Origin of the sequence: Pseudocnuella soli, assembly GCF_004347775.1 — a bacterium.
Classification (GTDB): domain Bacteria; phylum Bacteroidota; class Bacteroidia; order Chitinophagales; family Chitinophagaceae; genus Flavisolibacter; species Flavisolibacter aquaticus.
Window position 1 is genome coordinate 4,476,105 of sequence record NZ_CP037755.1, and the last position, 13,722, is coordinate 4,489,826.

Below are 13,722 nucleotides of genomic sequence, written 5' to 3' on the forward strand. Positions count from 1 at the left end.
TTTTGTTTTAGCGAAACGTCGTCCGACATTAGTCTTCCGTCTTCGGACATCGGTCTTCCGACTTCCCTACGCCGACGGGAACGTAATCACAAACGTAGTTCCCGTGCCAATGATGGACGAGACATCAATGTGCGCTTTGTGGGCCTGTAAGATATTGAGCGTGGATGCAAGGCCAAGTCCCATACCATTTCGTTTCGAAGTAAAATAAGGCTCGAACAGGCGGGACAGGTTTTCTTCAGGAATGCCGCAGCCATTGTCGCGGATGCTGATCTTATGAATAAAGTTGGCGCTTTCCATCACAATCTCCAGCTCGCCTTCGCCTGCCTTCATGGCTTCCACCGCGTTGATAATGATGTTGAGGAACGCGATCTTCAGCTTTTCGGGGCTGGCCATGATCCAACATGGCTCTTCGCAATAACTGATGGCCATGTTGATGCGCTGCAGCGTAATGCGGTCCAGCGCTTCGGCAATGGTTGCATCCATTACTGATTGCAGCGTGCACCGCTCAAAGTTCAGTTCCGAAGGCCGCGACGAATCGAGCAGTTCGGTAATGAGGTCGCCAATGCGTTTGCTGTTGCGTTGGATGATGTCGAGGTACAACGGTCCTTCCTCCACCTCGGGGGCATGGGCCAACTGCTCCACCGACATGTTGATGTTGTTTAGCGGGTTGCGTACTTCATGCGCCAGGGTTCGCACCAGGCGGCCCGTTGCGGCCAGTTTCTCCACCAGCAAATTGGCTTGCGCCGCCCGCTTCAGGTTGGTAATGTCGTGGATCAGGCCCTGGTAATGTGCCGTGGGCAAACCGCCCATTTGCGTAATCACCGAAAATACGCAGCTCTTGCGTTCACCGCCGTTGGTTTGAAATTCAAGTTCCAAGTCGTTTACCTCGCCGCTGCTATTGAGCATATTGCGCAGCACAGCTTTAGGCATTTCCTCCGGGATCAGGTCGTACACGCTGCGCTCCTGTAATTCTTCTTTCGAAAAACCCAGCAGGTCGGAGGTGGCCTGGTTCATATCGCGGAATCGCAGGTCGCGGTCGGCAATGAACACCGCGTCTTTCGACAGCTCAAAAATGTTGCGGTACTTGCGTTCGTTTGCCCGCAGCGCTTTTAAATACGAAGTGCGCTCCATCGCATAGCGAATGCAGCGCTCCAGTTTATCTACGTTCAGCTCTGTTTTAATGAGGTAATCGGTGGCGCCCATTTGCATGGCTTCAATATCTACCGCTTTGTTGCCTTTACCGGTGAGCAGTACAATAGGCTCTTCCACACCCAGCGCCACGGCTTCTTTCAAAAAGTCAAGACCGGTTTTAGCACCTAGGCGATAGTCCACAAAATACATGTCGTATGCACGGCTTTGCAAAAACTGGATGGCATCATTGAAGCGAAAGCACCAGTCAACCTGCAGTTTGTATTCCTGTATCTGCTTGAGGTATTCGGAGGTAATGTAAAAGTCATCCTCATCGTCATCAATGATCAGGATGCGTATAGGTTGTTCAGCCATAAAAGGTTTTCCCAAATAAATTTATTGGCGGGGCTCGGTTTGCGGTTGCATGCAGCGATACAGGGTGAGCATAAAATGCACTCCGCCCGCCGGGATGCATTTGTGCTCCAACCCTATTTTGTTTTGCGCAAACAGCCGCTTTGCTTCCTGTAGTAAATGTTGTGCAGCATCGGTGCCGGCGCCTTCCGCATTGGTATGTATGGTTACCGAGTACACGCCGGCATCCTCATGCCCATCGAGCAGCGAGGGGCCGGCCGGCGCTCCCTGTACATAGCAGTATACTTTGCTGCACCCCTCGTTTTGTGCCAGCATGGCCTGCAGCAGCAGGCACAAGGCTTCCTGCATGGGCGCAGCATAGGCACGCACAAGGGGCAGCTCGTCCATGCGTAAATTGATACCGGCGGCGCCGGCAGCTCCTTTTACGGCACCGGCAATCAGGCTATTGAGGTTCAGGGTTTCCCGCCTTACCAACAATCCTGTATCGTCCGTTAGTTTGATCATTGCCTCGTACGCCACTGGAGTCGGGGCATGCTGCACTGGTTTCATCCCTACTGGTTATTAAATTCCTGGTACTGCTTCATTTTGTTATACAAGGTTTTGCGGTCGATGTTCAACAGCTTGGCAGCCTTGCTTTTATTGAAGTTTACCTTTTTCAATGCTTTGAGGATCATTTCGTACTCCGCATCAATGGAAGCTCCTTTCAGCGTGGTTTCGGAAATGCCTTTTACAATCGGCGCATTGGCTTCGGCAGCCTCCTCGCGGATCAGTGGCGGCATCGTGTTGTTGTGGCTGTTTACGGCCACAGGCGCCAACTCGGGTTGCTTTTCAAACTGCAGTTTGTTGAAATGCAGAATCTCGAACGGCAGCGACGATGCTTCGATCTGTGCGCCATCGGATAGCAGGGTAGCCCGCTTGATGACGTTCTTCAATTCGCGCAGGTTGCCGTACCACACATAGTTGCGGAAAATCTGCTCTGTTTCGGCACTGAAGCCCTGAATGCGTTTGCCCAGTTCGTCGCTGGTTTGCTGTAAAAAATGCGCAGCAAATAACATGATGTCGTCGGGGCGCTGGCGCAGCGGCGGCACATCAATAGCAAACTCGTTGAAGCGATGGAACAAATCCTCGCGGAACTTGCCTTTACGGGCAGCATCCCACAGCTTTTCATTGGACGCCACAATAATGCGCACATCCAGCTCGGTATCTTTTGTGCCACCAATGCGGCGCATTTTACGCTCCTGCACCACACGCAGCAAAGACACTTGTATGTCGTATCCCAGGTTGGCTACTTCATCGAGGAAAATAGTACCGCCATTGGCCAGTTCAAACGAACCGATCTTTTGGTTGAGGGCACCGGTAAACGAACCTTTTTCATGACCAAACAATTCAGAGCCGGCCAGTTCTTTACTGAGGGCACCGCAATCGATGGCCACAAATGGTTTGCCTTTGCGCTTGCTGCGTTTGTGAATTTCCTGTGCAATGGCTTCCTTGCCACTGCCGCTTTCGCCGTAAATGATGACGGTGTAGTTGGTGGGCGCCACCAGGTCGATCTGCTGGAGCAGGCCGCGGAAAGTGGGCGAATCGCCAAAAATATAATCGCCGGAGTGCACGATGTTGGGTTTGCTATCGGCACGGCCCGCGGCCTGCGGTGCAGCAGCCACCGGTGCGGCCGCAGCAGATGCAGCTTCCCTGTTGTCGGTTTGAATAATATGCCGCGGCTCATGCGCAGCCGCAGGTGTATCCAATGCTTTTTTGATGGTGATCAAAATTTCATCGGGGAACAGGGGCTTGGTAATATAATCGTAAGCGCCCATTTTCATTACCTCCACAGCAATTTTGATATCGCTGTAGCCGGTGATGATGATCACGGGTATATAAGGGTATTTTTCTTTGATCTTTCCCAGTAACACGTTGCCTTCAATATCCTCAAGCCTGAAGTCGCACATTACCAGGGCAGGTTCTGTTTCCTCCAGTATTTCCAATGCTTTTTTTCCGGTGTATGCTTCTATAACTTCATATCCATGGCGGGTCAAAAAACGTTTCAACAACAGGCACATATCCCTGTCGTCATCAATAATGAGAATTTTTTGCATGTTATCTGTTTCTTTGGTTCGTATTTATCTTGTTCGAAGTTAAATGATTGACATTATGCCCACAAGCTGCGTACATGCGATACCGGAATCTGCAATTGCTCCCGGTACTTGGCCACGGTGCGCCGTGCAACCGAAAAGCCTTTTTGCGCCAGTATGGTAACGAGCTGTTGGTCGGTGTAAGGATTGTGCTTGTCTTCGCTTTCTATTACTTCTTCAATGGCCGACTGGATTACTTTGTTGGAAATTACCTGGCCTTTTTCGTTGGCAATACCTTCGGTAAACAGGTCTTTCAACAAGATCAATCCAAATGGTGTTTCGGCGTATTTGTTACAGGTAATGCGGCTTACGGTGCTGATGTCCACGCCTACCATTTCTGCAATGTTTTTCAGGATCATCGGCTGCAGCTGGTTGATGTCGCCGGTAACAAAATAAGCATACTGCAACTGCACAATGGCCCGCATAATTTTTAGCATGGTGGCTTCGCGTTGCTGCACTGCATGTATAAACCACTGCGCCGATTGCAATTTGTTTTTCAGGTATTGCACCGCCGATTTATCGGTGTTTACCTTGGTGTTGCTATCGGCCATTTGCTTCCACGAGCTGTTGATGCTGAGGCTTTCGGAACGGTGGCGGTACAGCGATACCTCGATCTCTTCTCCATTGCGGATCACTAAAAAATCGGGCAGGATGTTTTGGTTTACCTGTATGCTGTCCTGCGCTTCGCAAATGGGTTTCATTTTTAGCGAAGCAATCAGTTGCAACACAATTTTCAATTCATCGTCTTCAAGGCGCAACATGTGTTTGATCTTATCCATGTTGCGGTTGTGCAGGTCGTTGAAATGATTTTCCAAAAGGCGCACCGCCATCTTCACATCAGGCCGCTTTTGGTTCAGCCGGTGCAGCTGAATGAGCAGGCATTCGCGGATGCTGCGGGCACCCACACCTACGGGCTCCAGTTGCTGGATTTTGTGCACCACGGCCATTATCTGGTCGGGCTCAATCCAATGATTCATCCGGAACGAAATGTCTTCGGCCAAGTCTTCGGGATCCTGCTCCATCAGGCCCTGGTCGGAAAACGAATCGATGATGTATTCAGCCAACTCCGCTTCTTTCGGGTCATCGCAACCCAGCTTGAACTGCTCCTTCAAGTTGCTGCGGTAATCGAAATAACCGACAATGGGCCGCTCGGGCACCTTATCGTTGTGGAGGTAATTGTTGTACTCTACTTTGTAATCCGGAATATCGTCGTAGCCGTGTTCTTCCCAATCGTGGTAATCCTGTACGGCGTCTTTGTTGAATTTTTCCACCAGGGGCTCAAATTCATTTTTCTGGTCTTCCAGCAGGGGGTTTTCTTCAATCTCCTGCTGAATTCTTTGTTCCAATTCAAGTGTATTGAGGTGGAAAAAGTTGAGTAGCTGAATTTGTTGCGGTAAAATTTTCAGCCGCTGCTTTTGGGTGAGGCGTTGATTGATCATGCTGGTGATTTTGGCTACAGTCTTTAAAACAATCAAAGCACCAAAAAACTCCAGCTTTAAAATATTTACAAGAGCTTGTTATTCAGGGTGTTAGTTATTAGCAAAAAGGGGATGCAATGGCAGTGCTTAAAGTTACAGGATGAAAATGCCTCTTTTGAGGAAACCTTTCCCCAACTGGGTGCGCACTACATTAGCTCCACACAACACCATATGCCTCAGTCCATTCGCTAAGCCCCTGCTCCTAGCCTCCGCCTGGCGCAAACCTGCCCGAATTGGGAACGGGGTATGAACCAACTGCCCCGGAAGCAGGATCGCCTTTAACGGTAGTAGCTGCCGAACGGCTGCGCTCCAAAGGAGAAACAGGCCTGCCGGCGCCAGCCAGCACGGGCTGCATTACTTGCTTTTGTGTGTTTTGAATTTTCGATGGTTGCATAAAAAGGTGTTCTGTCCCTTTCCCAGTCTTAAAAATTGTACCAATTAAAAATAGGCCTCAATGCAGGCGCAGTAAGACTTACGGGCAAAAACAGGTATGGCTATTTGGCTACATATTGAGGTAAATCTTCACCCTTAAAAACTACCATTATCCTACACTGGACATTAATTTTCCTAGTGGTGGCTGCGGTGGCCAGTTTTGGAGGCATTACTGCTGGTGCAGGTTCGATTGCCCAAATGCTATTTAATATTTTTCCACTCCCGTTTGTGCTGGCGTTAATGGCGGGCGGATTTAGAAGCAGCAACTAAAAACATATGGACCAAAACAACAAAGGGGGGCAATGGCTGCACCCCTTTGTTGTAACTCATTTTGTACAACTAAAAACTCCGCTGCGGCTTGTGCAACATGCTGGAGCGTTATTCATTGACCACATCGCTATAGCTGCCATCAATTTCAGATTGTGAAGGCCTGTTTACGGTTTGCTGCGCTTCCTGCGAATTAACGATCACTTTTTCATCAGCGCGGTCATCGGTCGGGCGGATGTTGCTCAGCGAGTCGTCGCCACCTTCACGGCCGGCAGCCTGTTCATTAATGTTATCGCCGGGGCCGTTTGGCGGCTGGTTCAACTCTCTTTTCAAACGCGGGTCGTTGGGTGTATGTGCCATGGTGATGTTTTTTTAAATGAAACAAACAATGCGTTATTGATCAATAAAACGCCTAAAACCGTACCGTTTTGGGCAAAAAAGAACCGGCACCTGCGGGGCAGCGTACCGGGCAAAAATTGCATGCATATAAAGGCTAATTACAGCGCTGGCTCGGGGCCAAGCGGATCGGTGGTGGCTGCCTTGGGCGGCGGCGCACCGCCGGGATAATATTTTCGGGGGTCCTGTGCAGCCTCCTCCGGTGTGTATGCAGTGGGGCCGGGTTTGGGCCGCAGCTTTTGCATAAATGCATTGATCTTTTGCATCAGTATTTCCCGCTTTTCTTCGGTGATGAGGTGCGATGCATAGTTCTTCACCACGTATGGAATGGCTATTTTGGTAAACCAGCCTGCACGGGCCAACACAAAGCGGCGCAGCAACAGGTCGAGGCCAAACTCAAGGCCGAAGTTCATCATCGGGCCGGTATGGTCGCGGGTGGCCATTTTGTTTACAAAATTAAATGCAGTGCCCACCGGCTTCAACCCTTGCCTTACACCTGCCACATCAGTTTTCAACAACGTTTCATGCCCCTTCAGGATGTTCATCAGGCGTTTTTGCTCTTCCAGCAGGTCTTCGTAAGTCCTTATTTTGTTATTCATATACTTTGCTGATGATGGTATTGCGGATCCAGGGAACGATTACTTTTTTGCGCAGCGCAATAATGAGGATGAGCAGCAGCAGGAAAAACCCGGCCACGATGAGGAAGCCGGCAGCATTGCTGTTGAGTACGCCGCTCAGCCACCAGGCAATGCCCGTAAACAAAAAGATGAGAAAGAAAACAGAGAGCAGCACTGCGGTAACACCAATGGCGGCACCTGCAGCGGCTGTAGATGCACTGGCTGTGGCTTTTGCCTTGGCCAGCTGCACATAAGTTTGGGCATAATCGGTAGCGTGTTGCTTCAGGCTGGCAAAGTTGGTCTTCAGGTCGTCCATAAGCTGGTGAAGTTGGGTGGGTGAACATAAAGCAGCAGGCCGTGGCCTGCTGCACTATACGAAGCTATATGCTTAGATAAAATCTTCTGCCCTGTTGGCCATGCGCCTTGTTTGCAATTTGCCTTTGGTAGTGGCACGGGTCAGTTCGCCTTTGGCGTTGGCCAAGAGATCGCTCAGGCTGGAGGCCCAGCTTCCGGTGGCTTTAGAAATATTGCGGCGCATATCGGTACCTTTTTCAGGAGCCAGCAACATGCCGATGGCTACACCTGCAGCTGCAGCGCCAATGATACCTACGATAAGTTTAGTCCTTTGGGTCATGACTTGGTATTTTAAGGTTAAACAAATGTTTCTGCCAACCGAGGATAAATAATCGTACCAAACCGCATGGTTAAGCGCAGCAATCCGCTGCCGGAACGCCGGGGAAAAAACTCTACAGGAAAAACTGAAAAACTAATACCCATTCTTTGTTCTTTTGCACAGTTTTTCTGGTATAAAAATTAGTACAATCTCAGGGTAACAAATATTATGAACCAAAGGAAGAAAGTTTTAATCATAGATGATGAGGTGGACCTGTGCCTGCTGATGAAGCAATATTTTGTTCGTAAAAACTACGAAGTATATATTGCCCATACCTTAAAAGACGGCATCAACCGCCTGCATCAGATCATTCCCGACTACCTGCTGATTGACTACAACCTGCCAGACGGGCTGGGCTGGGACAAGCTACCTGAGATGTATGAGCAATATCCTAACATCCAGTACCACCTGATCAGTGCGTTCAGGCCCACCATGCCCGCAGAGCTGGATGGTGCCAAGCTGACCATTTGGGAAAAGCCCATCAGCCTGAAAGCGCTGGATAATTTTTTTTAAGCAGTTAATGCTTAGATCACTTTAGCCGAACGGCACGGGTTGTTGTTGTTGAAACTTCTTTAAGGAATGAAAAGCCACAAGGATTCAGGTCTTTGTGGCTTTTTTGCTGCGGGTGAATTTTGAGCGATTGAGCCTTTATGCGTTTGTAAAAAAGCAAATGCTTTTTGCTTGTCATGCTGAGCATAGCGAAGCATCTGAGTGTTATAGTTGCAAAATCTTGAGTAAAAAGAGTTGGATCACTTTTTCTTCGAATTTTCTGTAGGTAAAGGCTCAGATCCTTCGCTGCGCTCAGGATGACAGGCAAAAGCGTGATTGATGGGCAATAAGCATAGCAATCAAAGAGGATGATTTCAGCGTCGGTGTATGACAATTATAGCAATTAGAGCCTGTCATGCCGAACTTGTTTCGGCATCCCCATATGCTTAAGTAAACACTGTAAAAAGAAGGAGATGCTGAAACAAGTTCGGCATGACAGTGCCTAAAAGGCAGCAGTTTACTACTGGTGCATAGGCAAAGCACAATAGCATTACAGAACGTAGAAGTGTGCGCCGCAACAGGAGCCCAATAGAATTAATACAGCCAGCTACACAAAACAAAACAGCCACTCCAAAAGAGTGGCTGTGTAGCTATAATTGAATCTCCAACTTAAAAACAGGCCTGGATTAAATCCGGGTTACTCGCCCCAGATTTCGCCTTCGCCTTTAAGCCAGCCTTTCACCAGGTCGGTAGTAACCGATTTGGGGCGCTCAATGGGCAGGCCAAGGGCCCGGTCCCAGCACAGCGAGGCCAGCACACCCAGTGCCCGGCTTACGCCAAACAACACGGTGTAAAATTCGTACTCCACCATGCCGTAGTGCACCAGCAGGGCACCACTGTGGGCATCCACATTGGGCCACGGGTTTTTGATCTTACCTAGCGATTGGAGGATGGGCGGCACCACCTCGTACACGTTCCAGATGGTTTGCACCAGCGGATCGTTGGGCATGTGCTTTTTGCCAAATTCCATTTGCGCCGTAAAACGCGGATCGGTTTTGCGCAGCACCGCGTGGCCGTAGCCCGGTACCACTTTTCCTTCGCTCAGCGTTTTCTTTACATATTCTTCAATCTGCTCCTTGGAAGGCAGGTCGGTGCCCAACTCCTGGCGCAGTTCAAAAATCCATTTGATCACTTCCTGGTTGGCCAGGCCGTGCAGCGGGCCCGCCAGGCCATTGAGGCCGGCAGCAAAGCTGAGGTAAGGATCGCTCAGCGCAGAGCCCACCAGGTGGGTGGTGTGTGCCGATACGTTGCCGCCTTCGTGGTCGGCATGGATGGTCATGTACAGGCGCATCAGCTCCATAAAGCCTTCATCATCAAAACCAAGCATGTGGGCAAAGTTGCCCGACCAGTCGAGCAGCCCGTTGGGCTGAATATGCTGGCCGCCTTTGTATTTGCGGCGATAGATATATGCCGCAACACGGGGCAGGCGGGCAATCAGGTCCATGGCATCGTCGAACGACGCATCCCAATATTCTTTTTTGTTCATGCCGGCAGCATAGCGGCGGGCAAACTGACTTTCGGTTTGCAGGGCCATTACGGCCACCACCAGTTGCGTCATGGGGTGGGTTGACACCGGCAGTGCCTCGATGGTTGCAAACACATGGTTGGGCACATGGCTGCGGCGCTGCCACAGCGAGGTCATGTTGTTGGCGTCTTCCTCGGTGGGCAGGTCGCCAATCAGCATCAGGTAAAAAAGGCCCTCGGGCATGGGCTCGGAGCCGCCGTTGTATTTGGGCAGTTTTTGCTGCAGCTCTGGAATGGAATAGCCCCGGAAACGAATGCCTTCCTGGGCATCAAGCAGCGAGGTTTCGGAAACCAGTCCGGTAATGCCACGCATGCCCTGGTAAATCTGGGAAAGGGTTACTTCACCAATCTTTTTGGAACCATGCTCTTTAATCAAATCCTTAATTTCCGCAGCAAGTATGTCTGCTTTGTCTTTGAAGCGGTCTTTAATCACTCCCATTATGTTGGTTTTTGTCGCGGTTAATGAGGTTAACGATCGAATCCAGTAAAGGTATGGATTGGCACCTGAGCAGCAAAAAAGGAGTTTACCGCCCCGCTTAAAGTGGCGTTAAACATCACCCCGCGGCTAACGGTTGTCCCTAACCGGCCGGGGCATTTTGCCGCATATTAATTCGCCTTGGTCAATCTTCTTTTTCGGTTACTTTGCCGCTTATTCGCTCATTCACTGCCCTGCAGTTAAATCATTGCATATATGAAAAATCTGCCCCTCGATTCGCAGTTATTCATCAACAACCGCCAGCGTTTTACAGCCCGCATGCAGCCCGGCTCCATTGCCATATTTGTAAGCAACGACGAAGTGCCCACCAACGGCGACGCCTTGTTCCCGTTTCGCCAGAACAGCGACCTGTACTGGCTTTCAGGCATTACGCAGGAAGACAGCATGGTGATTCTTTTCCCCGACAACCCCGATCCTAAATACCGCGAAGTGCTGGTGCTGGTGCGCCCCAACGAGCTGAAAGAAAAATGGGACGGCAAGCGCCTGCGCCGCGAGGAAGCCACCACCATCAGCGGCATCGGCACCATTGTGTGGCTCGACTCGATTGATGCGCTGTTGCAAACATGGGTGCACCTAGCAGATACCATTTACCTCGATACCAACGAAAACGACCGCAAGGCCAGCCTCATCCGCACCAGGGATTACCGCTTTGTGGATGAAATGAAAAACCGCTACCCGCTGCACCGCTACGAACGTGCCGCCAAACTGTTGAAGGAGTTGCGCGGCATTAAAACAGCGCAGGAAGTTGAGGTGGTAAAAAAAGCCATTGAAATAACAGGCAATACATTTAATCGTTTGTTGCAATTTATCAAACCCGGTGTAACAGAGTACCAAATCGAAGCAGAAATCTATCATTCGTTTTTAAGCCAGCGGTCGTCGGGCCCGGCCTACCATTCCATCATTGCCTCCGGCGATAATGCCCGCACACTACACTATGTAAACAACAGCGAGGAGTGCAAAGATGGCGACCTGATCCTGATGGATTTTGGCGCCGATTATGGCGGCTATGCAGCCGATTTAACCCGCACTGTACCGGTAAACGGCAAGTTTACCGAACGCCAGAAAGAAGTGTACAACGCCTGCCTGCACCTGCTCAACTTTTGCAAGGGCATTTTAAAACCGGGCATCTCCATTGTTGATTATACCGATAAAGTAGGAGAAGAAGCGACGCAGCGGTTTCTGAAAATTGGCCTTATTACCGAAGCCGATGTGAAAAACGAAGACCCCGAAAACCGTGCTTACCGCAAGTACCTGTACCACGGCATTTCGCACCACCTGGGCATTGATGTGCACGACCTGGGCACCCGCACCGAACCCATACAAGCGGGCATGTTGTTTACCATCGAGCCGGGCATTTATATTGAAGAAGAAGGCATGGGTGTACGCATCGAAAATAACGTGTGGATTACCGAAGACGGCAATATTGATTTGTTTGCCGGCATCCCGATTACTGTGGAAGAGATTGAAGCAGCGATGCAGCATTAATTAGCCCATTTAAAATACACCAACTTGGTACGTCAAATTCCCAACCTCTTTACGCTGCTCAACCTCATATTTGGCTGCATTGCCATTGTGTTCATTTTGCAAACCGGACAGTCCATTGTGCTGCTCGATAACAACAGTGGCGCCACACAAGTGGTGCTGGCCGAAAAGATGACCTGGGGCGCCCTCTTCATTTTCGCGGCGGCCGTGGTCGATTTTCTGGATGGCTTCCTGGCACGCATGCTCAAGGTAAGTTCGGAAATGGGCAAGCAGCTTGATTCGTTGAGCGATGTGGTGAGTTTTGGCGTGGCGCCGGGGCTTATTTTATACCAATTGCTGCGCATTTCATTTGCGCAGGATGAAGGCGGGCTGGATGTGTCGATGCTGCTGCTGATTCCTGCATTTCTTTACAGCGGTGCAGTGGCTTGGCGGCTGGCAAAATTCAATATTGCCACCAACCAAAGCAGTTCGTTTCGGGGTGTGCCCTCGCCTGCTGCTGGCCTGCTGGTGGCTTCCTTTCCGCTCATTATCTGGTACGAGTACTTTGGCATCCAAACGCTGTTCATCAACCGCTGGTTTCTGTATGGCATCATCGCTGTACTGTCGTACCTGCTGGTGAGCAACCATGTGCTGATGGCCATTAAGTTTACCGATTTTTCGTTTCGCAACAACCTGCTGAAATACATACTGCTGGCCGTTTCGCTGGTGGCCCTGGTAGTATTGAAATGGCTGGCCGTTCCGGTGATCTTTGTATTGTACCTGGTAATTTCGGGCTTTGCAAAAGATACCGCAGCAGTGCACCCGGTGAAAGGAAGCGTGTAGAATAATGAACAGAGAAAGCGAGGCAAAAGAATATCGAACAAGGAACAAGGAATGATGAACCAATGAAGTGAAAAGCCAATAATAAATAATTACTGATTATTGAATTATTGATTATTAGCGCAATACTTCATACAACTTCGTCATTCGACATTCCTTGTTCGTCTGTTCGTTATTCTAAAAGACTTGTTCCTTGTTCGATATTCTCCTTTTCTCAGTAGGTTTGCGCAGCATTTTATAAAATACATTTAAATAAAAAGTTATGACCTATACAATACAGGTAAAAGTGATGCCCCTGAAAGAATTGCTGGACCCGCAAGGCAAGGCCGTACTCACCGGGCTGGGCAACCTGGGACTTAAAAACGTAAGCGATGTTCGGGTAGGAAAAAACATTACCCTGCAGGTAGATGCGGCCGACGAAGCAGCCGCCAAAGCCGTAGCCGAAGAAGCTGCACGCAAGCTGCTGGCTAACCAGGTGATGGAGTATTTCGAGATCGAAGTGTCGCAAGCCTGATTCGGCTAAACAACACCGTTATGAGCAACGCGTTGGAACAAACAGGCAGCACCAACACCGGTTTCCAGTTCAGGGACACCGATGCCATGCTGTTTCTTGTTCCTACGCCTATTGGCAATTTAAAAGACATCACGCTGCGGGCTTTGGAAATTCTGCAGGGAGTAGATGTGATCCTTGCCGAAGACACCCGCAACTCTGCACGGCTGCTCAATCATTACAACATCACCAAACCGCTGACGCCTTTTCACCAGCACAACGAGCACAAAGTGCTGCAGCACCTGGTGGATCAAATGGCTGCGGGCAAACGGATGGCGGTGGTTACCGATGCCGGCACTCCGGGCATTTCCGATCCTGCTTTTTTGCTAGTGCGTGCCTGTATTGAACACGAAATAAAAGTGGAGTGCCTGCCCGGCGCCACGGCTTTTGTACCGGCGCTGGTCAACAGCGGGCTGCCCATTCACCGCTTTGCATTTGAAGGTTTTTTGCCCCTTAAAAAAGGCCGCCACACCGCACTGACCAAACTGGCCACAGAAGAGCGGACGCTCATTTTTTACGAATCGCCAATGCGACTGGTAAAAAGCCTGGATGAAATGGCGCAATACTTTGGCGCCGACCGCCGCTGCTCGGTAAGCCGCGAACTCACCAAGATGTTTGAAGAAAACAAACGCGGTACGCTTAAAGAAGTGGCCGACTATTTCCGGCAAAAAACGGTCAAAGGCGAGATCGTAATTATAGTAGCCGGCGCCGAAGCTTAAGCAATCGGTAAACCTGCGCTTAGTTGCGCATTCAACAAGACTTTCACATTTCCACACCACTGCCCTTCTGCCCTATTTATTAATTTGGCGC

Annotated in this window: 16 protein-coding genes; 5 read left to right on the forward strand and 11 right to left on the reverse strand. The window is 50.0% G+C overall.

What is annotated here, in order from left to right:
- Positions 1–66: 66 nt before the first annotated feature.
- The 9 genes from EPD17_RS18390 to EPD17_RS18435 all read right to left on the reverse strand — a co-directional run bounded on the left by EPD17_RS18390 (position 67) and on the right by EPD17_RS18435 (position 7,453).
- Complete coding sequence (locus tag EPD17_RS18390) at positions 67–1,503, reverse strand: hybrid sensor histidine kinase/response regulator (RefSeq protein ID WP_132055956.1); 1,437 nt, start codon at positions 1,501–1,503, stop codon at positions 67–69.
- A 21-nt stretch (positions 1,504–1,524) separates the two neighbouring features.
- Positions 1,525–2,049, reverse strand: coding sequence for a hypothetical protein (locus EPD17_RS18395; RefSeq protein WP_132055957.1), 525 nt, complete (start codon positions 2,047–2,049; stop codon positions 1,525–1,527).
- Positions 2,050–2,051: 2 nt separating this feature from the next.
- On the reverse strand, positions 2,052–3,593 hold the full coding sequence (locus EPD17_RS18400) for a sigma-54-dependent transcriptional regulator (RefSeq protein WP_132055958.1): 1,542 nt from the start codon (positions 3,591–3,593) through the stop codon (positions 2,052–2,054).
- Positions 3,594–3,646: 53 nt separating this feature from the next.
- Positions 3,647–5,068, reverse strand: coding sequence for an RNA polymerase factor sigma-54 (gene rpoN, locus EPD17_RS18405; RefSeq protein WP_114235528.1), 1,422 nt, complete (start codon positions 5,066–5,068; stop codon positions 3,647–3,649).
- A 241-nt stretch (positions 5,069–5,309) separates the two neighbouring features.
- Positions 5,310–5,501 (reverse strand): hypothetical protein, encoded by a 192-nt coding sequence (locus EPD17_RS18410; protein ID WP_114235429.1) that lies wholly within the window; start codon positions 5,499–5,501, stop codon positions 5,310–5,312.
- 416 nt (positions 5,502–5,917) lie between these two features.
- Positions 5,918–6,166 (reverse strand): hypothetical protein, encoded by a 249-nt coding sequence (locus EPD17_RS18420; RefSeq protein ID WP_123893475.1) that lies wholly within the window; start codon positions 6,164–6,166, stop codon positions 5,918–5,920.
- 137 nt (positions 6,167–6,303) lie between these two features.
- A complete protein-coding gene (locus tag EPD17_RS18425) occupies positions 6,304–6,801 on the reverse strand; it encodes a hypothetical protein (RefSeq protein WP_114235427.1) in 498 nt (165 codons plus the stop codon).
- The gene (locus EPD17_RS18430; protein ID WP_132055959.1) at positions 6,794–7,135 is read right to left on the reverse strand and encodes a phage holin family protein; all 342 of its coding nucleotides are present in this window, start codon (positions 7,133–7,135) and stop codon (positions 6,794–6,796) included. Before EPD17_RS18430 ends, EPD17_RS18425 begins: the two co-directional genes overlap by 8 nt.
- Before the next feature lie 72 nt (positions 7,136–7,207).
- On the reverse strand, positions 7,208–7,453 hold the full coding sequence (locus tag EPD17_RS18435; RefSeq protein WP_114235425.1) for a YtxH domain-containing protein: 246 nt from the start codon (positions 7,451–7,453) through the stop codon (positions 7,208–7,210).
- Between the two features lie 207 nt (positions 7,454–7,660).
- Here EPD17_RS18435 and EPD17_RS18440 point away from each other — a divergent pair, with 207 nt between their 5' ends.
- Positions 7,661–8,005, forward strand: coding sequence for a response regulator (locus EPD17_RS18440; protein WP_114235424.1), 345 nt, complete (start codon positions 7,661–7,663; stop codon positions 8,003–8,005).
- A gap of 16 nt (positions 8,006–8,021) precedes the next feature.
- Here EPD17_RS18440 and EPD17_RS18445 read toward each other — a convergent pair whose 3' ends face one another.
- Both EPD17_RS18445 and EPD17_RS18450 read right to left on the reverse strand, forming a co-directional pair.
- Positions 8,022–8,375 carry a hypothetical protein gene (locus EPD17_RS18445; RefSeq protein ID WP_132055960.1) on the reverse strand — a complete coding sequence of 118 codons (354 nt, stop codon included), beginning with the start codon at positions 8,373–8,375 and terminating at the stop codon, positions 8,022–8,024.
- Between the two features lie 303 nt (positions 8,376–8,678).
- Positions 8,679–10,004: a citrate (Si)-synthase, eukaryotic gene (locus EPD17_RS18450; RefSeq protein ID WP_114235423.1), complete on the reverse strand. Its 1,326-nt coding sequence runs from the start codon at positions 10,002–10,004 to the stop codon at positions 8,679–8,681.
- 252 nt (positions 10,005–10,256) lie between these two features.
- Between EPD17_RS18450 and EPD17_RS18455 the strand changes: the two genes are divergently transcribed.
- The 4 genes from EPD17_RS18455 (at position 10,257) to rsmI (ending at position 13,631) form a co-directional block, all read left to right on the forward strand.
- Positions 10,257–11,546: an aminopeptidase P N-terminal domain-containing protein gene (locus EPD17_RS18455; RefSeq protein ID WP_132055961.1), complete on the forward strand. Its 1,290-nt coding sequence runs from the start codon at positions 10,257–10,259 to the stop codon at positions 11,544–11,546.
- Positions 11,547–11,570: 24 nt separating this feature from the next.
- Positions 11,571–12,365, forward strand: a complete 795-nt coding sequence (locus tag EPD17_RS18460) for a CDP-alcohol phosphatidyltransferase family protein (RefSeq protein ID WP_132055962.1) — start codon at positions 11,571–11,573, stop codon at positions 12,363–12,365.
- Positions 12,366–12,624: 259 nt separating this feature from the next.
- Positions 12,625–12,876, forward strand: coding sequence for a phosphoribosylformylglycinamidine synthase subunit PurS (gene purS, locus EPD17_RS18465; RefSeq protein ID WP_132055963.1), 252 nt, complete (start codon positions 12,625–12,627; stop codon positions 12,874–12,876).
- Positions 12,877–12,896: 20 nt separating this feature from the next.
- On the forward strand, positions 12,897–13,631 hold the full coding sequence (rsmI, locus tag EPD17_RS18470) for a 16S rRNA (cytidine(1402)-2'-O)-methyltransferase (RefSeq protein WP_240040670.1): 735 nt from the start codon (positions 12,897–12,899) through the stop codon (positions 13,629–13,631).
- Positions 13,632–13,722: the final 91 nt, after the last annotated feature.